A 21,122-nucleotide genomic window follows, 5' to 3' on the forward strand; every position below is an offset into this window, starting at 1 on the left:
TTAGTAAGTAGTAGGAAAAAATGGAAGAAAATTTCAAAATGGTAGCCAAAACTTTGTTTGGTTTTGAAGAATTATTAGCAAACGAACTTACACAATTAGGGGCTCAAGATGTAAAAAAAGGAGTTCGAAACGTTAGTTTTTCGGGAGATAAGGGGTTTATGTACAAAGCCAATTTAGGGTTACGTACCGCTATTAAAATTTTAAAACCCATCCACACATTTACTGTTAATAGCGAAAAAGACCTATATAATAAGATTTATGCCATGCAGTGGGATCAATATTTAAAGCCTACTGGTACTTTAGCTGTAGATGCTACCATTCATTCCGACTTGTTTTCGCACTCTTTATACATAGCACAAAAAACAAAAGATGCTATAGTAGATAAGTTTCGTGATACTACCGGACAACGGCCTAATGTAGATTTAAAGTTTCCTGATTTAAAAATCAATGTGCATGTAGATAGACGCCAATGTACCATATCGTTAGATTCTTCGGGAGATTCTTTGCATAAGCGTGGTTATAAAACGGCAACCAATATTGCACCAATTAATGAAGTATTGGCCGCTGGATTGATTATGCTTTCGGGTTGGGATGGTGAAACCGACTTTATGGACCCTATGTGCGGAAGTGGTACGATGCTCATTGAAGCAGCTATGATAGCTTGTAATATTCCACCTAATTTAATGCGTAAAGAGTTTGCTTTTGAACGCTGGCAGGATTGGGATGTTGATCTATTTGAAAAAATAGAAGAATCCTTACTTAAAAAGGCTCGAGACTTTCATCATAAAATAATCGGGTACGATAAGGCTCCAAGTGCGGTTGCTAAAACCAGAGATAATGTAAAGAATGCGCAATTAGACGATTTTATCGAGGTTAAACATGAAGATTTCTTTAAAACCCAAAAAGCAGGTGAGGAGAAGTTACATATGGTATTTAATCCACCTTATGGTGAACGTTTGGATATTGATATGGAGCAATTCTATAAAAATATTGGGGATACCTTAAAACAAAATTACCCAGGAACAGACGCATGGTTTATTACCTCTAACCTTGATGCACTAAAACACGTGGGCTTACGTCCTTCTCGTAAAATTCAATTATTTAACGCTAAACTGGAATCGCGTTTGGTTAAATATGTAATGTATGAGGGGAGTAAGAAAGGGAAGTATATGAAGTAATTACTTGGTATGGTTTTGAATTAAGCCTCAAGTACATTCACAATATCCTTTATAAATACCATAGTTTCGGCTTCAATCTGTTGGCATAGTGCATTGAAATTATTGAAGTTGAGGTTTTCCATGATTATATGGTCTACAATGGAGTGTCCTTTCAAGTTATCTGGGATGTGGTATTTATTCCAGTCACTATCTTTAAATATATTCCAATATTCTTTTTGAATTTGTCTATTTCGTCCAGCCAGGCATATTTCAAATTGCATTTTTGTGTGGTTAAAAATGATAACGATTTTTAACTTCATGTTTGTCAGCGAAACAGGCGTAAAAGTAAAGTATGAATAATCCATGCTTCCTTGATAAATCTGCCCAGCTTTATAGTCAAAAGGGTACGTTTTTATAAAATAAGTTCTTAGTTTTTTTATATAGGTTAACAACGTTTTATAATCTTTCTGTATATCTCCTTGCTTAATTTGTTTTCTGTAATGTGTTAAATCATCATTTGCGAGCTGTTGCTCTTTTTTTATGGTTCGATTATGTTCTAAACGAGGTTTTTTTATGGGAATATATATATCTACAATAAATTTATGTTCTGGATGTGTTTTAGAATCATTATGATATAGTTCAAAATAATGACCGTCTTCAAATTCATATTCGTTTTCCAAAACCCAAGTAAGCATACCATTCCAGGCTTTTGAAAAATCATCCGTAGTTATTTCAAAATGGCCTACAGCATAATAACCTTTTTGAATGTTAACTAGTTTTAATGCACCTTCGGCTTTAACGCCATTGGGAATGGTGAAACAAGTGCTTAATCTTACTTTGGAATCTTCTGTAACTTTTGGATTATCGTGATATAGCGTAACGGCTTTTAAGTTGGGCGTATTAAGAAGGTCTTTAGATTCCATCCAAGTCATTAGCTTTTTAAAAGTGTCGGCAACTTTGTTAAATTCACCTATATGGGTCATGCCTATAAGGCGCATGCCAGCAAGTTCTTTTATTTCTATGTGTCCATTCATTTTAATCCAGTTTAAACTATTGTCTATTTGGCAAATATATTTTTCAATAGTTGTTTTGGATTTACCAATCTTGCGAATTACATCTTTAGAAGTAAATTTTGAAGGGCTTACTCCATAAAAGTTTTTAAAGGCTCTTGTAAAAGAGCTGCCACTGCTAAAGCCATATCTATATGCAAGCTGATTAATAGGTTCCTGAGTGCCTACCAATAAAATTGAAGCAATTTTTTCAACCCTTTTTCTATTAATATAGATGTTAATGGTTTCTCGGGTTATTAATTTGAAAAGTCTATGAAAGTGAAAAGGCGAGTAGTTTGCTTTTTGAGATAGCAGATCGAGCGATAATTCTTTGTCTAAGTTCTTTTCAATGTAGTCAATAACAATATTAGTTCTATTTATATATGTTTTGTTTGTGTCATTGTTCATCTTCAATCTGTTAATCTATACAACGAATATAGCAAAACTGAATCATGTTTTTTATTAGTGAAACTCTATTTTGAAAATTTGCGAAGCAAAGCATTTAAAATAGTAAGTAGAACTAATCCCGCTTTTTGTGCTGAACTCGTTTCGGTATCCAGCGGGATCTTATGTATAATACCTCTTGCGCTTGCCCCGAGGATCATTTACTTTATTATTTGTGAATTTTATAACAAAAAGAAGTTTTTTGTGGTCTTGTTGATTGTAATGCTAAGAACTCATCTTGACTTTTTCTATTTCCTAAAAAATGACTGAAATTTATCCATATTGCGTTACTTTTTTTATCTGTAACCCTGCTATAGCTTTCAAAAAGTGCCTTATCTGGTCAAATTTCATCTCATTTTCGGTTAAAAACAAAAAGTCAAGATGAGTTCTAATTGAAATGCATAAGTGTTGTATATTTAGTAAAATTTTTATTTAATTCATTATCTCATGCCCAGAATTCAAAAACCTTTCATGCTTTGCGCTTTATTTTTCATGTTACTTGCAACATTACAGGCTTGCGAAGCGCCACCAAAAGCAAAATTAAAAGCATTAATTATCGACGGACAAAACAACCATGGTGTATGGCCAAAAACAACCATTATGATGAAAAACTACTTGGAAGAAACCGGGTTGTTTGAAGTGGATGTTGAACGCACAGATTACATGTGGATTGGACCACATTATAATAAGATGGAAGGTGTAGACGATATTAATGATTTGTTAGGCATGTATCCCATAGATGAGCAAGGGGAAAGAACACTGGTTGAAGAACCTAAGCATGATCCTAATTTTAGCCCAGACTTTAAGGCTTATGATGTTGTTATTTCAAATTTTGGATGGAAAACGGCAAACTGGAATGAGATTACTAAGAAGAATTTTGAGGACTATATGATGAATGGTGGTGGATTTGTTCTTGTACATGCGGCAAATAATCCTTGGGGCGATTGGGAAGAATTCAATAAAATTATTGCTCTAGGAGGGTGGGGAGGTAGAGGTACCCATAGCGGCCCTTATGTGTATTATGATATAAAAGATGAATTAAAACATGATACTTCCGATGGTCCTTGTGCAAGTCATGGTCCGCAGCATGAGTTTCAGTTAAAAACCCGTGCTCCAGAACATCCTATTATGAAGGGACTGCCTGATACTTGGATGCATACCAAAGATGAATTATACGAGCGCATGAGGGGGCCTGCTAAAAACATGACCATATTGGCCACAGCGTTTTCGGGAGTTGAAGCTGATGCTACAAAGGAAAACAAGAACGAAGGCCGTAGTGGCAGGCATGAACCATTATTAATGGCTGTTGAGTATGGCAAAGGGCGTGTATTCCATTCGGCTTTGGGTCATATGGATTATTCCATGGAATGTGTAGGTTTTATAACAACACTTCAACGTGGTGCAGAATGGGCAGCAACAGGTAAGGTTACCCAGAGTATTCCGGAAGATTTTCCAACTTCAGAAACCTTGAGCTCCAGAAAATTTAAAAAATAGCCTTTACGTGTATGTGCAGTAAAATATAGTTACTTGTCTTTTTTATAAAGTGGAATACGGTACGATAACGTATAGCTATATCCTACACCTACACCATTGCTATCAAAAGTCTTATTAAATCCTGGTATATAAACGTTTCCAAAATTATCGGGTACGGTTTCGCTAGCTATCATTTTAAGCTGTACATTCAAGCCCAGGTATAAATTGTTTAATAATTCTGCTTTTATACCTAAAATAAACTCTACCCAAAACGCTGTTAGGTCTTTAAATTCCTGTTTTTCATTAGACGAAAATTGAGTGACCCAATATTGATTGGTACTATAAACGTTGAAACTATTTAGATCGTGACTAAATGTACTTGCGCCTATTCGGAAACCAGAATAAATCATGTTATCCATATCCAACCAGTTTTGGTATAGGTTATAGTCAATACCAGCCTTAAGATAAGATCCTTTAGTTGTAATATCTAAAACCTCATTAACGGTATTTTTTTCTTCAGTACCAATTTCACCAGCTATATATAAACGTTTTTTTATCCTATAATCGGCAGAAATCTCAAACCCGGTATATTCGTCTTTCTCTGCAAAAGATCTAACAAGTTTACTAATATCGCCACCTACACGAAGTCCGTATTTTAATTTAACTTTCACGGAGTCTTTAGGCGTACTAATAATGCTGTCGTTTTGAGCGTTTGCAGATATGCTCAAAAGGAGCATGCATATAAGTCCTCTAATGAGACAATGCAAAGTGTGATGCTGTTTCATCTTCTACAGATTGGTTATCGGTTAAGGTCTTTCTGGATTGTATCCACATGTCTGGATCGCTATCTTCTAAGCTGAGTATTACATTTTTAAAAATAGTTTTATAACCACAAGCTCTTGATACAAATACCTCTTCTCGACTATAGTCTAAGGTAATGGTATCGTAGTTCCCAGAAATATAGTCGTCTGATGCATCCTCTGCTGTACCGTTATCGTTTATTCCAGCTTGAGATATAAGGATATATTGTGTTTTGTCTAAATCTGTTCTTAACGGCAGAAAAACACTATCTATTCTTGTTGGGTTGTCGACATTCACCGGAAGATTATATTCGGGAAGAATATGCTCATTACCAACATTGATAGGGTTAGGTAAATTAAACGATTCATCTACCCCAATAACAACCAAATTAGAGACAATTTTAGTGCTTTCTTCATCATTTGCATCAAGAAATTTTATAATTATTCTTGGGGTGGTAGGTGTGCTTCCGGGACAAATATCGTCGCGTTCGCAACTAAAATACCCTATCGTTAACAAGGCGATTAGTAATAGGCTTAGGTTTCTTTTTCTCATTAATCTTTTTTGTATATAGAATTAATTTATCAATTGAGTTTAGAGTTCCTTAAGAAACTTAATAGTTGTTGTTTTTCAATTTTTTTAAGCTAATATACATACTTTATCGCTTTTCAAGTAGTACCACATTTTCAACATGAAATGTTTGCGGAAACATATCTACTGCTTGTGTTTTCGTTACTTTATATGCAACATCCATTAGTGACAAATCTCTGGCCTGTGTGGCACTGTTACAACTTACATAAACTACTTTTTTAGGTGCTATATTCAATATTTGCTGTACAACGTCTTTATGCATACCATCTCGTGGCGGATCGGTTATAATAACATCTGGTTGACCATGTGTGGCTAAAAATACATCATTAAAAACTTGTTTCATGTCACCAACATAAAACTCAACGTTATTTATATTATTTAATTGTGCATTCTCTTTTGCTGCTGTAATAGCATCTGGAACAGATTCTACACCAATAACTTTGCTCGCCTTTTTGGCAACAAATTGGGCTATGGTTCCTGTTCCTGTATACAAATCATAAACAAGTTCATTACCTGTTAATCCTGCAAAGTTCCTAGTTATTTTGTATAATTCGTAAGCTTGTTCCGAATTGGTTTGATAAAATGATTTGGCATTAATCTTAAACTTCAAGCCTTCCATTTCTTCAAAAATATGATCTTCACCTTTGTAGCAAATAACGTCCTGATCGTAAATGGTATCGTTAGCTTTTCCGTTAATAACATATTGTAACGACGTTATTTGTGGAAATGTGTCGGCGATATAGTCTAATAACAATTCGCGTTTTGCTTTATCGTCTTTAAAGAACTGGACCAACACCATAATATCGCCAGTACTGGATGTACGAATCATCATGGTTCTTAATAATCCTGTTTGATTACGGGTGTTAAAAAACTCCAGTTCATTATCAATAGCAAACTGCTTAACGGCATTTCTAATAGCGTTTGAAGGGTCTGCTTGTAAATGACACTTTTTAAGATCAAGAATTTTATCCCACATACCCGGAATATGAAATCCGAGCGCATTTCTATCGCCTAAATCCTCATCAGATTGTACTTCTTCTATGGTTAACCAACGGCTATCGCTAAAAGAAAATTCCATTTTATTTCTATAGAAATATTGGTTTGAGGATCCTAGAATAGGTGTTATTTCCGGAAGTTCAATGTGTCCTATGCGGGTTAAATTATTGGTAACTTCATTTTGTTTGTAAAACAATTGATGCTCGTAAGCCATATTTTGCCATTTGCAACCACCACAAGTTCCAAAATGCTCACACTCAGGTTGTACTCTTTTATCGGATAATTTATGAAACGTTATGGCCTTTCCTTCGTAATAGGCTTTACGTTTTTTAAAGGTTTGTATATCAATAATATCGCCAGGTACTGCATTCGATAAAAAAACCACTTTACCGTCTGGTGCTTTGGCTATGGTTTTTCCTTTAGCCCCGGCATCAATAACTTCAATTTGCTCAAAAACTTGTTTCTTTGCTTTTCTTCTAGACATGCTGCAAAAATAATAATAGCGACAAATATAAAAGGTTTTATTTCCATTAACTTTAAGAAGATTTTTATAAAGGCTTTTTTGGGCTTAAGCTTGCTTTGGTTTTACTCAAAACAAATCATGATCTGCAAGTGTAAAAAAATGAACCTTTTTTAATTTTTAGAGTCTCTATAGTGTAAGTTGATCGATAGGAATGAATAGTGAACAACGAAAAATAGACAAGCAACTTGTTTTAGAGTATCAATCTGGTAACAAAAGCGCTATGGTGGTTTTGGTAAAGCGATGGCATAAATTATTCTGTGAAAAGGCTTTTTATATTTTAAAGGATGCTGATGCTGCTAAAGATATTGCTCAGGATAGTTGGAACATTATTATGGACAAAATATGTAATTTAAATAACCCCGAAAGTTTTGGGAGTTGGGGAATGCGCATTGTATACACAAAATCTATAGATTTAATTAAGGCTAAAAACAGAAAACTAAGCGAGCTAGAGAGTTATAAATATGAACAGGATATTTTAGATGTGCAGGACGATGATAATGAGTCATTAAAACGAAAGCTTTTGCACACGGTAAAGAAACTACCCGATAATCAGCAAGCTGTTATTAAGTTGTTTTATGTTGAGGATTATTCGTTAAAAGAGATAAGCGCTATTTTAAACATATCTGTAGGAACAGCAAAATCGAGGTTGTTTCATGCAAGGGAAAAATTAAAAGAAACATTAAAATATAGAAATTATGAAGACTAATATGGAAGACATAGATAAGTTGATTAAAGAAACTTTAACTGAAGAGGAAGCTAAGTTTTATGATAAATTAAATGAGCAGAATTTATTTCAAATGGTAGTTGGACTATTTCAAGGGAAAAACAAATGGATTATGTATTTAATCAATATAGTAACCATTATATTCTTTTTTCTATTTTGGTATTGTATTGTTCAGTTTTTTAGCACCGATAATACTAATGAAATGCTTAAATGGGGATTTGGAAGCGTAATATTTTTAATGGCAATAAGCATGCTAAAGCTTTTTGCCTGGATGCAAATGGACAAAAATGCTATAATTAGAGAGGTAAAGCGTTTGGAGTTACAGGTGTCTTCGCTTTCTGGTAAAATGTCTGAATAAGGTTTTAGAATACAGCCGATATTTGTTAACTTTACAGCCTTATTCGGGGATGATTTCTCTCCCACGCTGAATTTTCGTTGTTTCGAAAGGATAAAGGTACAGTAGGAATTGCATATTTTTCATATTTAAACTTTTTTTAAAATGGCAATTTTAGAACAACAAACATCACATCAATTAATTGATTTAGAAAACAAGTACGGTGCACATAACTACCATCCATTACCTGTTGTATTAAGCAGGGGAGAAGGTGTTTATGTATGGGATGTAGACGGAAAACAATACTACGATTTTCTTTCTGCATATTCTGCCGTTAATCAAGGGCATTGTCACCCAAAAATTGTTAATGCTATGGTGCAACAAGCCCAAACATTAACGCTAACCTCAAGGGCTTTTTATAATGATATGCTTGGCAAGTACGAGAAATTTGCCTGCGAGTTTTTTGGATTTGACAAGTTGCTGCCAATGAATACAGGCGCTGAGGCTGTAGAAACGGCAGTAAAGCTATGTAGAAGGTGGGCATACGAGGTAAAGGGCATTGATGAAAACAAAGCTGAGATTATTGTATGCGAGAATAATTTTCATGGGCGTACCACAACAATTATTTCATTTTCGAATGATCCGGTTGCGCGTGAAAATTTTGGACCATATACGAATGGATTCATTAAAATTGAATACGATAATCTTGAAGCATTAGAATCTGTTTTACAAAACAACCCTAATATTGGAGGGTTTTTAGTAGAACCTATACAAGGAGAGGCTGGGGTTTATGTGCCTAGCGAAGGTTATCTGACCAAGGCCAAAGCACTTTGTGAGCAATATAATGTTTTGTTTATTGCAGATGAAGTACAGACAGGCATTGCCAGAACAGGGAAACTATTAGCTGTTAATTATGAAAATGTTACACCAGATATTTTAATTCTGGGTAAAGCGATAAGTGGTGGTGTTTATCCGGTATCGGCTGTTTTAGCTAATGATGCCATTATGAATGTTATTAAGCCAGGTAGTCATGGAAGTACGTTTGGAGGAAACCCCGTAGCTGCTGCTGTAGCTATAGCTGCTCTAGAGGTAATTAGAGATGAAAGACTAGCTGAAAATGCAGAGAAACTTGGAGCTATATTTAGAAGCGAATTAAACAAATATATCGAAACCAGTAACATCGCTAAACTTGTTAGAGGAAAAGGATTGCTAAATGCTATTCTTATTAATGATGACGAAGATAGCGATACTGCCTGGAATATTTGTTTGGCTTTAAGAGATAATGGGTTGCTTGCAAAACCTACGCATGGAAATATTATACGTTTTGCGCCTCCGTTAATAATGAATGAAGCACAATTATTGGATTGTGTTAGTATTATTATAAAAACGCTGAAGGCGTTCGAGGAATAATTTTTAGCAAAGCGTAAAAACTTAAAGAGGCTGTTTGAATTTTGTATATTTCAAACAGCCTCTTTTGTATGATTTTTTAAGATATTATTTGTTATTGATCGAACATTTCTCTCATTCTTTCCTGCATTAATTCTTGATCTTGCATGGCTTCCCAGCCAAATGTAGCGAATAGCCAAATAACAAAAATAGCATAAAGGAGACTTAAAACAATACCAATTATAGCAAGTACTTTACCTGTTTTAACGTTTTGAAATCCAGTGTAATCTTCAGGGTTTTCGGCATATAATTGAGTGGCCTTTTTTGCTAGAACTAAAGCAACAACTCCTAGGATTAAACCAACAATACCATAGCAACAACAAGTTACTATAGATAGGATTCCGAAAACTAAAATTAGTGTTGAATTTGGTAATTTTTGTTGTTCCATCGTTTGTTTGTAATTAGAAGGTTTTTAATATAAAATTTGTAATAATGATAATTGTATTAATTATAGCCAAAATAACAATTATTTTGTAAGCATGTTTATAGTTTTTAAACATATTTATAACTATAAAAATAAAAAGTAGTAAAAGCGTATAAACGGCTGGATACATATAAAAGGCGTCTGCAAATTGTCCTTTAAATATTAAGGCGATAGATCTTTGAAAACCACAACCCATGCACTCTATTCCAAAAAGTTTTTTGTTTAAACATGGTAGCATGTAATCGTTTAAAGCTTGCATGAGGTGATAAAATATTATGGTGCTAAAATAGTAAAAGGATATAAGTTTTTGTTTCTAAGCACCTAAAATAAAATAACAATAACTAATATGATGTAAGTTGTTTTGGTAGAATGCAAAAGATTTTTCTAAAACATTTAGTACAGTTATCATATAACAGAATGGCAAATAACGAATAATGGCTAGAACTAAATGAACCGTTAGTCTTAGTAGTTTATTTTCATAATATTAGTTATAAATAATCTACTAAAGTCATCTAGGTAAGTAAAGGTGAAATGGAACCTTACTTTTTATTCTCAATGATGATTTTTTTGTTTAAAACTTGATTGTTGCTTAAAATTACTTTCGCAATATATACACCGTTACGAAGTTGTTTTGTCGAGTAAGTATAAGCTTTTTTAGAGTTGTTTATACTTTCCTTTTTTACTTCTTTACCAGTAACATCAAATAAACTTAATGTTTCTATGTTTACAGCATTTGGGTTTAATACTTTAAGCTCAGAAATACTATTATTATGGAATATGGTTAAATCATCCAAATTAATTTCGGTAGTGTTTAAAGTCTCTTCTTTAAATACAATTTTAAACCTATCCGGATAGTTATTAGCTTCAATAGTAACATTAAAATCTTGGGTTCTTAAATCGGTATAAGTGTTGTTTTCTGTGTCGTGTACATAAATGGGTTGACTGTTGTCAAAATTTTGCACATCTGCAATTCTAATTTTAATTTGAGACTCTGTGGTTACTTTAATAGACAAAGGAATACTTAAAGCAACATCGAAAGGCAATGCTTCTGCTACGTATGGTTTTTCATCAATCAGCCAATATGCATCCGAATGTAAAATGTCTTGTATAAACATTTTGCATTCCAAACCGTAATCAAAACCATCTGTAGCCGAATTATGAAATGTTTCGACCAATTGTCTGGTATATGTATCATTAAAATCAACATTTAACCTAAATCGTTTAGCGTCATTCGGTACCTGAACAAAACTATTAGCAGCTTTAGAGGTTTTCTTTTTTGTATTCGAACTTTTAAAGAATCGACTATCGGCATGCGCTTCTGTTATATATACTCTATGACTGTTTTTTGCTTTTACTACGCCATTGGCACTTCCTACAACCATAAAACCTTGTCCTATTGGTATGTATTGTGTTGGGATTTTGCTGCCTGTTCCGGTATTGCCAGTATTAATAGAGCCATCACCATTATAGGTATTATATACAGCAGCTACAGGAGTTTCTATGGTACCCGTAGGATCAATGGTATAAGAAGCATATCCACCATCATAGGCCTTTAAGAGATGTGAGTTTATTGCAGGGTTTTGCTCCCAAAATCGTAAAGTACCATCAATTACAGTTCTATTTTCAAGGTCATGAATGTAAGCAAAAGCGTCTAAAGCAGAAGGATATGGATTGCCAACCAAGCTTTCTTTACCGGTTTCAACAGCAACCGACATGGTGCCATTATTAGGTTTACCTTTAAAATCGTATTGTTGTGCATCACCAGATCCTGCAGTACCTTTCATGGTAAAACCTTCACCTGGATTTATTGTACTTGCTGTCAATACCTGTACCCAATCATAATAACTATCAGAAGCAATTGTTTTGTATATCCAACGTGGCTCAATATTTAATGGGCTTGACGATCCATTATGATTAGGATCTTGTGCAGTACCGGCAGGGGTAGATGTTATAAGGCCAGTAACATCATTTAGGAGTGTAATTCCAAATGGATTGTTTACAGAATTATTGGTAGTAGTACCCACTGGCGAGCACCAATAATTATATTCATATTCATCAACATTTCCTTCTTGATAAACACTAAGTGAGCCTACTCCAGAGTTTCCGGTAACGCCTGTACCTTGTATTACTTGGGCTTCGTTACGCAAGTACATACTACTATTGGCTTCATTTAAGTTAATGTCGTCTTCAACAAAAACGATTTCATCATTAATAAAAACGTAAGCATCATTCCTAACTGATAATTGTGAGAAGGCTAAATTGCCGATTAAAAGCAATAAAAAGGCATATTTGTTAAACATAGCTCATATAGGTTATAGTAAATAAAGGGATAACAAATATATATAATTTTTCACAAAAACAATTTTTTTATCGGTATAATGCGCCTTTAAGCGAAAAAACACTAGCAAAATCACTACTGAAAAATCTAATTTTTAACGTAATTTGCACACCTAAAAGAAGACATTATTAGTAATGAAGTATTTGAATTACATATTAATTATAATTGGGGCAGTTGTTGCCATTTATGCTAAAGCTGAAACCGAGCAAAATGAATATATTTTAATAGGTGGAATTATTATACTAATGCTGGGTGTATATAGAGTATCCAGAAGTGTTCCTAGTAGGCAAGAAAGTGAAGATGTTGATAATTTTGAAAACGATTAGTTATGTCTTTAAAACTAGGAGATTTTGTTATGGTTATCGATGACGACTTGTCTGGTGTTATAAAACAAATTTCTGGGGATGTTATTTCTATAGAAACAGAAGATGGGTTTTTATTGGACTTTAAAAGTGATGAGCTGGTTGCTAACAATACCGGTAAAAGTTTTTCCCAAGCAGTATTCTCTAAAAAAACAATTAATGATGTTGTTTTTGAGAAAGAACAGCCTTCCAAACGAACACAAATCAAAAAGAAACCTAAGGATAGGTATGAACCAACCATGGAGATTGATTTGCATATTAACAAGTTGGTTAAGTCTTCAAAGGGAATGTCTAAATACGATATTTTGACTTTGCAATTGGATACTGCTAAGCGTCAATTAGACTTTGCCATTGCCAAACGTATTCCAAAAATTGTATTCATTCATGGTGTTGGAGAAGGTATTTTAAAAGTAGAATTGGAATATTTGTTTGGGCGCTACAACAATATAAAGTTTTACGACGCTAATTACCAAAAGTATGGTTTAGGAGCTACCGAAGTTTATATTTACCAGAATATAGTGCCTAATTAAGAACAGGTTCTTTTAGTCGTCGTATGGCTTAAAAATAGTTTCCCCTTCTCTTGAACTTTGCAATTTAGAATTACCGGTCAATATTCCAAAATCAAATTCATCAAAAGAAACTTGATCTAAATCAAAATTGGTAAATTTAATTGTTACTGTTTTTGTTATAAAAATAGTGTGAGTTCTATATTTTTCTTCAGGTGGTACGTTATTAGCTACAGCTGGGTTTAAATAATCATAGAGCGGGCTGCCATCTTCATTTGTATTATTATTGGGATTATCGTCTGTTGGGTCTTGGTTCTGGGTCTCGGTTTCTTCATTTCGAGTGTCAACACCATCTCCATCATCATCAAAATCTAAATAATCAGGAATCTTATCACCATCAGTATCTTGAGCATCTGTTATATTTCCATCTCCATCTAAATCGGGGTTTTCATCTTTGGTTAAAACGTTATCACCATCATCATCAGCATCAAGGTAATTGGGTATGCCATCTTTATCTGTATCATCGTTTTCAAGATTACCATCTTTATTTAAATCCTCTAAATTTGCAGGGATACCATCTTCGTCATCTTCTGTTAAAACAGTTTCTATAAAAGCAGTTCCATCTTCACTTGTTGTATTATTAGTTATTTTTACTTCAGAAGAGGGAACGTCGCTACAAAATAAGCCACTTGTCGGCAATTTATCATTGCTATATGTTCTATAGTTAGAAGGGTTGGATGAACTTAATACAACCGTTTTTTCATATTTTTGAGTAGTTTCATCCAGCACAAAGATGTCATCAAGATTTAAACCCGAAACAAACAGGGATAAAGATTCAGACGGATCACTTTTAGTTTTATAAAACACAACACCTTTTGTGCCTTGACAAGCTTGGAAGGTTTCACCAAATTCTAACGTTACAGTAATTACATCACCGTCATCGCAAGAGTATATATTTAACAGACTTAAGGTTAATAGAACTAAAAATAATTTACGCATTGACATTGGGTTTTTGAGACAAAAATAAAGTAATTGTTATTTATAACGTAGCTTATTGCTAATAATTTTATTTCAAGTATTTTTGCCCCCTAAAAGTTTTTGTTTCTCTAACTTTTGTACTGAATTGATAAAAATCTCTTTTTATGAAGCCTGTGTATTTTGATAATGCTGCAACAACCCGAATACGAGACGAGGTCATAGTTTCTATTACAGAAGTTATGAGGCACAATTATGGAAACGCTTCATCGTCGCACAGTTTTGGGAGGGGGGCAAAGTCATTGATAGAACAATCAAGGAAGACTATTGCAAAGTATTTAAATGTATCTGCCGGAGAAATTGTATTTACATCTGGGGGAACCGAAGCCGATAATTTAGTATTAAGAAGTGTTGTTAGGGATTTAGGAGTGGTGCACATCATTACTTCTAAAATTGAGCATCATGCTGTTTTGCATACCATTGAGCAACTTAAGAAAGAATATGGCATATTGGTTAGTTATATTAACCTTACAGCTAATGGTGATATAGATTATTCTCATTTAGAATCTTTATTGCAAACTAAAGGTAAAATTTTAGTAAGCTTAATGCATATAAATAATGAGATAGGTAATGTTTTGGACATGCATCGGGTTTCTGGTTTATGTAAGGCTAATAATGCTCTGTTTCATAGTGACGCCGTACAATCTATAGGGCATTACGATATGGATTTACAAGATATAGAAGTTGATTTCTTGGCAGCAAGTGCTCATAAGTTTCATGGACCTAAAGGTGTGGGATTTGCTTTTATTCGGAAAAATTCTGGTTTGCAACCTTTAATTTTTGGAGGCGAGCAGGAGCGAGGGCTTAGGGCAGGAACCGAAAGTGTACATAATATTACAGGTATAGAGGAAGCATTAAAAATGGCTTATGATAACTTAAAAGAGGAAGCCAGTTACATTAAGGAGATAAAACAATATTTTATCGATAAGATCGTAAAAGAAATACCTAAAGCTACTTTTAATGGTAATTCTGGCAATTTAGATAATAGTACTTATACACTGATTAATGTTTGTTTGCCTATTCCTCCCAAAAAGGCTGCCATGTTATTGTTTCAACTAGATTTAAAGGGAATAGCATGTTCTAAAGGAAGTGCTTGCCAAAGTGGGAGTTCTCAAAATTCGCATGTTTTAACCGAAATTTTAAGCGATACCGATTTACAGAAACCTTCTATTCGCTTTTCGTTTAGTATATATAATACAAAGGAAGACGTGGATTATGTAGTTAATGTTTTAAAGGATTTTATAACAGACTAATCACTTATTCTTTATATCGTTTAGAAGATCTCTTATTTCTTCCAAAAGCATATTGGTTTTTTCGTTGGAGGATATATTCTGTTCATTTTCTTTTGAACCAGATCGAATGACTTCTCTTTGATTAAGTACGTGTTTTTTAAACTCGACAGAATCCTTAATACCAATAAGCTTTAAATCACTACCTCTAGGGTTGCTCTGTCCTGCTGTTTCAATTTTTAATACTCTTAAATCTAAAACTCTTAATAGCGGATTGTCTATAAAAGTAAGGTCTTGTATGTTTTCTAATGGAATGGTTTTTTCAACTTTAAACATAACCCCTTTTTTAAATTCTAAATGTCTGTGGGTAAGCTTGCATTCTATAGTCTTATAATAACGTTTGCTGAAGTATTGCCCAAATCCCAAGAACCAAAAGAATAGTATTGGAATGCCTATAAATGAAATGAGTAGAACGAAAGCAGTTACCAAAAAGATGTAGGTTTTAATATTTGGATTGAATTCTGCTTTTCTTATAATATCTGTTTGCATCATATCAAATTATTTTAAAATGAGTGGTTATTAATGCTTGAGCTAAACTTTTATAATAATTTTTAGCTGATGTTTTTCCGATTTTAAATAAAGCAAGTTGCGTATAAACCAAATTAATACAGCTAGTGAGTAAGCATATATTTATAATGGTTTTAAGCATTTTAAAATTTGAATATTAAAATTTCATGGTCGTTCTTACATTAAACACCCTTGGTGTTAAGTAATTAGGAATCGCATATTGCTGTTTGCTAAATGCATCTCTTACCCACGTGTTAGTAATAGAGTTTTGAACATCGAAAATATTGAAAATCTCTACTCCTAAAGATAATTCTTTAAACGGCTTTTTCCAACCGCTTTTAAATTGTTTTTTAGCATCAACAAGTACAAGTTGTAAGCCCAAATCGGCACGTTTGTAATCAGGTAGTCTGTTTTGGTATTGGTAAGGGTCTGCATAACTTGGAGAACCTCCGGGCAAGCCCGTATTATAAACCAAGTTTAAGTACATTTTCATATTGGGCATACTTGGTACATAATCTTGAAATAGTGCAGCAAATTTTAAGCGTTGATCTGTTGGTCTTGCTATATAGCCTCTGTTATCTATATTTTCTTCAGTTTTTAAATATCCAAAGCTAAACCACGATTCGGTGCCGGGAACAAACTCGCCATTTAGTCTCATGTCTAATCCATAAGCAAAAGCTTTGGCATTATTACTAGCCCTATATCGAATACGTACGTTTTCTAAAGTATATGGATTTACATCGGTTAAATTTTTGTAATAAGCTTCGGTAGTTAGTTTAAAGGGGCGATCCCACATTTTAAAACTGTAGTCGTTACCCAAAACTAAGTGAAATGATTGCTGTGCTTTTACTTTAGGTTGCACTGTACCACTAGCATCTCTAAGCTCTCTGTAAAATGGAGGTTGATAGTAAAGTCCGGTAGCAACCCTGAAAAGCATATCTTTTTCCCAATCTGGTTTAATTGCAAATTGTGCTCTAGGACTGAATACGGTTTGATTAGATGAAGTAATTCCATCGCCTTCAACACTCCAGTTATGGGCTCTTACTCCAGCATTATACCAAACTTCGCTTGTGCCTATGGTAGCGCGTTTGCTCCATTGCAGATAGGCTTGCAGTCTATTTATTTGCGTATTATTTCTTGTTCTTACATTTTGAAATGCTTCAATAGGACCACTGTATGGTACATATGGCTGTTCGTTTACGGGTATTGATCTAGGAGGTCTAATAGAGAATCCAGAAGAATCGATAACTTCCCATTCAACTAAACGATCGCGTATATCTTCGTTTGTGTATTTTACAGACCATTCAATTCTGTTATCATCTATATTAACATCACCTTTATGCTCTATGTTAGTTATTAGGGCATCTAAATCGTTACGTCCATGGTTAAGCTGGCTACCAATATCTTGACTAAATTCAACATTACCCAAATTTCCGCTACCTAGGTCTGTATTAACTTCTCCCAATCTGTATTGTGCTAGAATATCGAAATATTCTTCTTCGGTGGTATGGTATGTAGATGCTATAAGTTTAAGTGTTAAATCGTCGTTTGCGAAGTACGTTCCTTTAAAAGCTCCAAAATAAGTTTGGTAGCGGTCTTTTTCTTGCCCTTGATAAAAGACCAGCAATGCTATTGGCTCACTTAATGTTCCAAAATTAGTTTGTCTGGTTTGTGGCTCGTAATTATATTTATTCAATGAAGCATTTCCCAAAAAGCTTAAATGAAACTTGTTTGAAACCTTATAAGTAAAATAGGCTTGGGCGTCTGCAAAAGTTGGAGTAAAATTGGTTTCGGTTTCTTTTGCATCTACCAATAAACTATTATCGCGATAACGAATTCCGGCAATTCCGGTAAACCTCGAATCCTTACTTACCGTTTCAACCGAAAGACTTCCACCTAGTAAACTTAAATCGGCATTGACTTCAAATTGATAAGGTATCTTATATGTAATGTCTAGTACAGAAGATAGTTTATCTCCGTATTTGGCTTGAAACCCACCTGCCGAAAAATCGACGTTTTGCACTAAATCTGTGTTTACAAAGCTTAAACCTTCCTGTTGTCCAGATCGTATTAAAAACGGACGATATACTTCTATATCGTTAACATACACCAGGTTTTCATCGTAATTACCACCTCGCACCGAGTATTGGGTACTCAATTCGTTATTATTACTTACCCCAGGAAGTGTTAGTAGTAAATTTTCTACCCCAGCATTGGCGCCGGGTATTTTTCTAATGGTTTCTGGTTTTAAAGTAACAACACCCTCTACTTCTTTGCGTCTGTTGTTGGTTACCACAACGGTTGCAATTTGTTCAATAGAGGTACTCATTACCGGATTGAATTCGTACTCTTCACCATTCTTTAAATTAAAAGTACTAACCACTTTTTTATGTGAGAGATGTGTAAACTCTACAGTAACATCTTCATTCGCCTTAATTTTTAACAGAAAAAAACCGTTTGAGTTTGTTACGGTTCCATTGGTTCCGGTTTTAATGCTTACCTTTTCAATAGGGCGATTATTTTCGTTTAGTATAACTCCTTTAATGGTTGCTGTTTGCGAATAACTAACGGTTATTATGAAGAGAAATAAAAAAAAAGATAGTTGTATTTTTGCTTTCAAAAGAGTCTGAATTTATTTTCGGTAAAATAACGCTTCAAAAGTAGAATTATTTCCTACATTATCGGTAATGATCACCTTTAAATTATTTTTTGTGTCGGTAATAATACCGTCATTAAAATCATGAGTAAGCATATTTTTTTTATAATCGTACTCCATTAAGATCCATTTACCGTTTACAGAGGCTCTATATTTGGAAATACCCGAATGCTCATCTTCAATTTTAACTTTTAAATAGCGGTATTTGCTTAACCACTGCCCATCTTTAAAATTAATGGGTGTAATGGTTGGGTTAATAGTATCTGTTGCTAAGGCAAAAGTCCCTAAGGTTCTCGTTCTGGCTGTTAACAGATTTCCTTTCCTTTTAGTCGATATATGTGCAGGCTTTTTTTGCGAACCTATTAAACGAGCAATATATAACTTGCTTTTATCCTCTTCATTATAAGCACTTACGTCGAATGTAATATTGAATTTTTTCTTAGCGGGCATAACATTTTCATGCAACGTAAGGGTATCATTTTTTACTTCAAAATCAATATAGAAGTCATCATAAAATGTATTTTTTAAAAACTCAACAGAAATATTTCCTTCTTCTAAATTGGTCGCTTCATCCGTTTTAATATAATAAGGTGTCGTTTGCTTTTTTTCAGGTTCGGTAATACAGTCTTTAGTACCTTTTATATGTATGGTTACCCAAGATTCATTTTTTTTAAAATCGGTAACTCTAATTTTATAAACAGAATAAGTGCTATCCTGCATAGACACATAGCCGTTGTTTACTACAGATTTATATAGACTTAGTGGTGAGTTTTTTTTGAATAATTTTTGAATACGTTTCTTTTTTGTAGTGTAATGTTCGTAATCAATAAGTTGGTTGATGTGTTTTGTTTCGTTAAATGAAAACCGTCTAAAATCAATTTCGAAGTTTTGTCTGCCATTTAAAAAAGTCTGAATGTTATAAACACCATTGGAATTTGCTGAGAAATCCTGTCTGTCTATCGTTTCAATACCAAACCCAATGTTTCCGTATGCTTCAATATTCTTAATGGTATAATCGCCGTTTTTAAGAGGAATTAATTGCAGTTTCTGTTTTGTGTTGGCTTTGCTTATAAATGAATTTTCATCTAAAGGGTACGCATAAATTGATTTTATTATTGGAAGTGTTGAATCCTTAATATCAATACCAAAAAGCATAGGGTTAATTGGGCGTTCTTCTTTATCTCTAATTTCGTAATGTAAATGAGGACCGCCAGAACCTCCTGTATTTCCACTATAACCTACAATACAGCCTTTTGTAACGGGTAAAAGCTCGGCACTAGGAAACAGTTCAATTTGAAACGATTCCTTTTCGTATTGATGTTTTTTAATATATTCTTCAATATCTGGTCCAAATTTTTGTAAATGCGCATAAACAGTAGTGTATCCGTTAGGATGTGTTATGTATAACGCTTTTCCATAGCCATAGTGCGATACTTTTATTCGACTCACGAACCCGTTAGCAGAAGCTACAACTTTTAAACCGGTGCGTTGCTGTGTTTTTATATCCAAACCAGAGTGAAAGTGGTTTGAACGTAATTCGGCAAATGTACCCGATAATATTAACGGAACTTCTAACGGACTCCTAAAATAATCTTGTGGATAATTATTTTGAGCACTTAAAAAGAATGAAAAAATATAAAAAAAGAATAGTGTTAATCGCATAGAAAAGTATAATGGCTAAAATATTAATTTGTAATGGATATGCAAAGAATAAAACAATTAGATAAAGCAATAATCGAACCAAAAGTTGTATATTAGTCTGATTATGAGAGATATTGATAGATTTTGAAATTTTATTGGAAAACAATTGTAATTTATACACAGGTATCTTAACTTTGTGTTATAAGTATTCAAATTTGTAAATGGGTAATATTGAAGATATTGTAGATTCTTTAGAAAACAAAATTAGTAAGGTATTACACAAATTAGAGCTTTTAAAACTTGCTAATTCCAAATTAAACGAAGAATTAGAGGTTTCAAAAAAAGAAATTCAAAACCAAAAATTGCTTGTGGCAAATTGGGAAGAAAAATATGAAGCTCTAAAAGTTGCAAATACGATACTTGGTGGTGACGATAATAAAAGAGAAACTAAGCTTAAAATAAACGCGTTAATTAGAGAAATTGATCATTGTATTGCACAACTATCCGATTAATGTAACATAAATTGAATGTCTGAAAAGCTTAAAATAAAGCTATCTATAGCTAACAGGGTATATCCTTTAACAATTGAAGCAAATCAAGAAGAAGGATTGCGTAGAGCAGCTAAGAACATTGAAATTATGATAAAACAGTTTGAGCAAAGTTATTCTGTTCGGGATAAACAAGATGTATTGGCCATGTGTGCCCTGCAGTTTGCCTCTCAAGAAGAACAGAAATCTATTAATAAAGAGAATGTTAATGAACATGTGGAAGAGAAGTTAAATGCGCTTAATGATTTGTTACGTTCTTATGTTTAATCTCTTAAGTTCTT

The 21,122-nt window shown here is 33.6% G+C and carries 21 protein-coding genes; 10 read left to right on the forward strand and 11 right to left on the reverse strand.

Annotated elements, in window-relative coordinates; all coding sequences use genetic code 11:
* Positions 1 to 20 precede the first annotated feature (20 nt).
* On the forward strand, positions 21 to 1,178 hold the full coding sequence (locus tag C1H87_RS21400; RefSeq protein WP_102757773.1) for a THUMP domain-containing class I SAM-dependent RNA methyltransferase: 1,158 nt from the start codon (positions 21 to 23) through the stop codon (positions 1,176 to 1,178).
* 20 nt (positions 1,179 to 1,198) lie between these two features.
* Here the strand turns inward: C1H87_RS21400 and C1H87_RS21405 are convergent, their stop codons facing one another.
* A complete protein-coding gene (locus C1H87_RS21405) occupies positions 1,199 to 2,614 on the reverse strand; it encodes an AraC family transcriptional regulator (protein ID WP_102757774.1) in 1,416 nt (471 codons plus the stop codon).
* A gap of 483 nt (positions 2,615 to 3,097) precedes the next feature.
* Here C1H87_RS21405 and C1H87_RS21410 point away from each other — a divergent pair, with 483 nt between their 5' ends.
* On the forward strand, positions 3,098 to 4,144 hold the full coding sequence (locus C1H87_RS21410) for a ThuA domain-containing protein (RefSeq protein ID WP_102757775.1): 1,047 nt from the start codon (positions 3,098 to 3,100) through the stop codon (positions 4,142 to 4,144).
* A 29-nt stretch (positions 4,145 to 4,173) separates the two neighbouring features.
* On the opposite strand, the gene C1H87_RS21415 is transcribed toward C1H87_RS21410, so the two are convergent.
* From C1H87_RS21415 to rlmD, 3 genes are all read right to left on the reverse strand, one after another.
* Positions 4,174 to 4,860 carry a DUF6048 family protein gene (locus C1H87_RS21415; protein WP_233783242.1) on the reverse strand — a complete coding sequence of 229 codons (687 nt, stop codon included), beginning with the start codon at positions 4,858 to 4,860 and terminating at the stop codon, positions 4,174 to 4,176.
* Between the two features lie 13 nt (positions 4,861 to 4,873).
* Positions 4,874 to 5,476, reverse strand: coding sequence for a DUF6452 family protein (locus tag C1H87_RS21420; protein ID WP_102757777.1), 603 nt, complete (start codon positions 5,474 to 5,476; stop codon positions 4,874 to 4,876).
* Between the two features lie 103 nt (positions 5,477 to 5,579).
* Positions 5,580 to 6,992: a 23S rRNA (uracil(1939)-C(5))-methyltransferase RlmD gene (gene rlmD, locus C1H87_RS21425; protein ID WP_102757778.1), complete on the reverse strand. Its 1,413-nt coding sequence runs from the start codon at positions 6,990 to 6,992 to the stop codon at positions 5,580 to 5,582.
* A gap of 190 nt (positions 6,993 to 7,182) precedes the next feature.
* Here rlmD and C1H87_RS21430 point away from each other — a divergent pair, with 190 nt between their 5' ends.
* The 3 genes from C1H87_RS21430 to rocD all read left to right on the forward strand — a co-directional run bounded on the left by C1H87_RS21430 (position 7,183) and on the right by rocD (position 9,499).
* Positions 7,183 to 7,737, forward strand: coding sequence for an RNA polymerase sigma factor (locus tag C1H87_RS21430; protein WP_102757779.1), 555 nt, complete (start codon positions 7,183 to 7,185; stop codon positions 7,735 to 7,737).
* The gene (locus C1H87_RS21435) at positions 7,727 to 8,113 is read left to right on the forward strand and encodes a DUF6768 family protein (protein ID WP_102757780.1); all 387 of its coding nucleotides are present in this window, start codon (positions 7,727 to 7,729) and stop codon (positions 8,111 to 8,113) included. Before C1H87_RS21430 ends, C1H87_RS21435 begins: the two co-directional genes overlap by 11 nt.
* 141 nt (positions 8,114 to 8,254) lie before the next feature.
* A complete protein-coding gene (gene rocD, locus C1H87_RS21440) occupies positions 8,255 to 9,499 on the forward strand; it encodes an ornithine--oxo-acid transaminase (RefSeq protein WP_102757781.1) in 1,245 nt (414 codons plus the stop codon).
* A gap of 91 nt (positions 9,500 to 9,590) precedes the next feature.
* Here the strand turns inward: rocD and C1H87_RS21445 are convergent, their stop codons facing one another.
* From C1H87_RS21445 to C1H87_RS21455, 3 genes are all read right to left on the reverse strand, one after another.
* Positions 9,591 to 9,923, reverse strand: a complete 333-nt coding sequence (locus C1H87_RS21445) for a CCC motif membrane protein (RefSeq protein WP_102757782.1) — start codon at positions 9,921 to 9,923, stop codon at positions 9,591 to 9,593.
* A 13-nt stretch (positions 9,924 to 9,936) separates the two neighbouring features.
* Positions 9,937 to 10,218 carry a DUF2752 domain-containing protein gene (locus C1H87_RS21450; protein ID WP_233783244.1) on the reverse strand — a complete coding sequence of 94 codons (282 nt, stop codon included), beginning with the start codon at positions 10,216 to 10,218 and terminating at the stop codon, positions 9,937 to 9,939.
* Between the two features lie 280 nt (positions 10,219 to 10,498).
* The gene (locus tag C1H87_RS21455; protein WP_102757783.1) at positions 10,499 to 12,259 is read right to left on the reverse strand and encodes a T9SS type A sorting domain-containing protein; all 1,761 of its coding nucleotides are present in this window, start codon (positions 12,257 to 12,259) and stop codon (positions 10,499 to 10,501) included.
* A gap of 172 nt (positions 12,260 to 12,431) precedes the next feature.
* Here C1H87_RS21455 and C1H87_RS21460 point away from each other — a divergent pair, with 172 nt between their 5' ends.
* Together C1H87_RS21460 and C1H87_RS21465 are read left to right on the forward strand one after the other, a co-directional pair.
* Entirely contained in the window at positions 12,432 to 12,623 is a 192-nt protein-coding gene (locus C1H87_RS21460; RefSeq protein ID WP_102757784.1) for a hypothetical protein, read from the forward strand.
* Between the two features lie 2 nt (positions 12,624 to 12,625).
* A complete protein-coding gene (locus C1H87_RS21465) occupies positions 12,626 to 13,189 on the forward strand; it encodes a DNA mismatch repair protein MutS (protein ID WP_102757785.1) in 564 nt (187 codons plus the stop codon).
* A gap of 12 nt (positions 13,190 to 13,201) precedes the next feature.
* Here the strand turns inward: C1H87_RS21465 and C1H87_RS21470 are convergent, their stop codons facing one another.
* Complete coding sequence (locus tag C1H87_RS21470; RefSeq protein ID WP_102757786.1) at positions 13,202 to 14,164, reverse strand: hypothetical protein; 963 nt, start codon at positions 14,162 to 14,164, stop codon at positions 13,202 to 13,204.
* Between the two features lie 143 nt (positions 14,165 to 14,307).
* On the opposite strand from C1H87_RS21470, the gene C1H87_RS21475 reads away from it, so the two are divergent.
* Complete coding sequence (locus C1H87_RS21475; RefSeq protein WP_102757787.1) at positions 14,308 to 15,453, forward strand: cysteine desulfurase family protein; 1,146 nt, start codon at positions 14,308 to 14,310, stop codon at positions 15,451 to 15,453.
* Here C1H87_RS21475 and C1H87_RS21480 read toward each other — a convergent pair whose 3' ends face one another.
* From C1H87_RS21480 to C1H87_RS21490, 3 genes are all read right to left on the reverse strand, one after another.
* Positions 15,454 to 15,981: a PH domain-containing protein gene (locus C1H87_RS21480; RefSeq protein WP_102757788.1), complete on the reverse strand. Its 528-nt coding sequence runs from the start codon at positions 15,979 to 15,981 to the stop codon at positions 15,454 to 15,456. It lies immediately after the preceding gene.
* Positions 15,982 to 16,153: 172 nt separating this feature from the next.
* A complete protein-coding gene (locus C1H87_RS21485) occupies positions 16,154 to 18,616 on the reverse strand; it encodes a TonB-dependent receptor (protein WP_233783246.1) in 2,463 nt (820 codons plus the stop codon).
* Between the two features lie 12 nt (positions 18,617 to 18,628).
* Positions 18,629 to 20,314 (reverse strand): M23 family metallopeptidase, encoded by a 1,686-nt coding sequence (locus C1H87_RS21490; protein ID WP_102757789.1) that lies wholly within the window; start codon positions 20,312 to 20,314, stop codon positions 18,629 to 18,631.
* A 200-nt stretch (positions 20,315 to 20,514) separates the two neighbouring features.
* Between C1H87_RS21490 and C1H87_RS21495 the strand changes: the two genes are divergently transcribed.
* Both C1H87_RS21495 and C1H87_RS21500 read left to right on the forward strand, forming a co-directional pair.
* Positions 20,515 to 20,805 (forward strand): hypothetical protein, encoded by a 291-nt coding sequence (locus tag C1H87_RS21495; protein WP_102757790.1) that lies wholly within the window; start codon positions 20,515 to 20,517, stop codon positions 20,803 to 20,805.
* A gap of 15 nt (positions 20,806 to 20,820) precedes the next feature.
* Positions 20,821 to 21,108, forward strand: a complete 288-nt coding sequence (locus C1H87_RS21500) for a cell division protein ZapA (RefSeq protein WP_102757791.1) — start codon at positions 20,821 to 20,823, stop codon at positions 21,106 to 21,108.
* Positions 21,109 to 21,122: the final 14 nt, after the last annotated feature.

The organism is Flavivirga eckloniae (assembly GCF_002886045.1).
GTDB classification, from domain to species: Bacteria; Bacteroidota; Bacteroidia; order Flavobacteriales; family Flavobacteriaceae; genus Flavivirga; species Flavivirga eckloniae.

What these genes read in the sequence shown, in the direction of transcription:
- C1H87_RS21405 (WP_102757774.1), bottom strand. Translation starts at nt 2,614, where the DNA reads ATGAACAATGACACAAACAAAACATATATAAATAGAACTAATATTGTT.
- rlmD (WP_102757778.1), bottom strand. Translation starts at nt 6,992, where the DNA reads ATGTCTAGAAGAAAAGCAAAGAAACAAGTTTTTGAGCAAATTGAAGTT.
- C1H87_RS21430 (WP_102757779.1), top strand. Translation starts at nt 7,183, where the DNA reads ATGAATAGTGAACAACGAAAAATAGACAAGCAACTTGTTTTAGAGTAT.
- C1H87_RS21465 (WP_102757785.1), top strand. Translation starts at nt 12,626, where the DNA reads ATGTCTTTAAAACTAGGAGATTTTGTTATGGTTATCGATGACGACTTG.
- C1H87_RS21490 (WP_102757789.1), bottom strand. Translation starts at nt 20,314, where the DNA reads ATGCGATTAACACTATTCTTTTTTTATATTTTTTCATTCTTTTTAAGT.
- C1H87_RS21420 (WP_102757777.1), bottom strand. Translation starts at nt 5,476, where the DNA reads ATGAGAAAAAGAAACCTAAGCCTATTACTAATCGCCTTGTTAACGATA.
- C1H87_RS21435 (WP_102757780.1), top strand. Translation starts at nt 7,727, where the DNA reads ATGAAGACTAATATGGAAGACATAGATAAGTTGATTAAAGAAACTTTA.
- C1H87_RS21455 (WP_102757783.1), bottom strand. Translation starts at nt 12,259, where the DNA reads ATGTTTAACAAATATGCCTTTTTATTGCTTTTAATCGGCAATTTAGCC.
- C1H87_RS21400 (WP_102757773.1), top strand. Translation starts at nt 21, where the DNA reads ATGGAAGAAAATTTCAAAATGGTAGCCAAAACTTTGTTTGGTTTTGAA.
- C1H87_RS21445 (WP_102757782.1), bottom strand. Translation starts at nt 9,923, where the DNA reads ATGGAACAACAAAAATTACCAAATTCAACACTAATTTTAGTTTTCGGA.
- rocD (WP_102757781.1), top strand. Translation starts at nt 8,255, where the DNA reads ATGGCAATTTTAGAACAACAAACATCACATCAATTAATTGATTTAGAA.
- C1H87_RS21415 (WP_233783242.1), bottom strand. Translation starts at nt 4,860, where the DNA reads ATGCTCCTTTTGAGCATATCTGCAAACGCTCAAAACGACAGCATTATT.
- C1H87_RS21410 (WP_102757775.1), top strand. Translation starts at nt 3,098, where the DNA reads ATGCCCAGAATTCAAAAACCTTTCATGCTTTGCGCTTTATTTTTCATG.
- C1H87_RS21500 (WP_102757791.1), top strand. Translation starts at nt 20,821, where the DNA reads ATGTCTGAAAAGCTTAAAATAAAGCTATCTATAGCTAACAGGGTATAT.
- C1H87_RS21460 (WP_102757784.1), top strand. Translation starts at nt 12,432, where the DNA reads ATGAAGTATTTGAATTACATATTAATTATAATTGGGGCAGTTGTTGCC.
- C1H87_RS21450 (WP_233783244.1), bottom strand. Translation starts at nt 10,218, where the DNA reads ATGCAAGCTTTAAACGATTACATGCTACCATGTTTAAACAAAAAACTT.
- C1H87_RS21470 (WP_102757786.1), bottom strand. Translation starts at nt 14,164, where the DNA reads ATGCGTAAATTATTTTTAGTTCTATTAACCTTAAGTCTGTTAAATATA.
- C1H87_RS21475 (WP_102757787.1), top strand. Translation starts at nt 14,308, where the DNA reads ATGAAGCCTGTGTATTTTGATAATGCTGCAACAACCCGAATACGAGAC.
- C1H87_RS21480 (WP_102757788.1), bottom strand. Translation starts at nt 15,981, where the DNA reads ATGATGCAAACAGATATTATAAGAAAAGCAGAATTCAATCCAAATATT.
- C1H87_RS21495 (WP_102757790.1), top strand. Translation starts at nt 20,515, where the DNA reads ATGGGTAATATTGAAGATATTGTAGATTCTTTAGAAAACAAAATTAGT.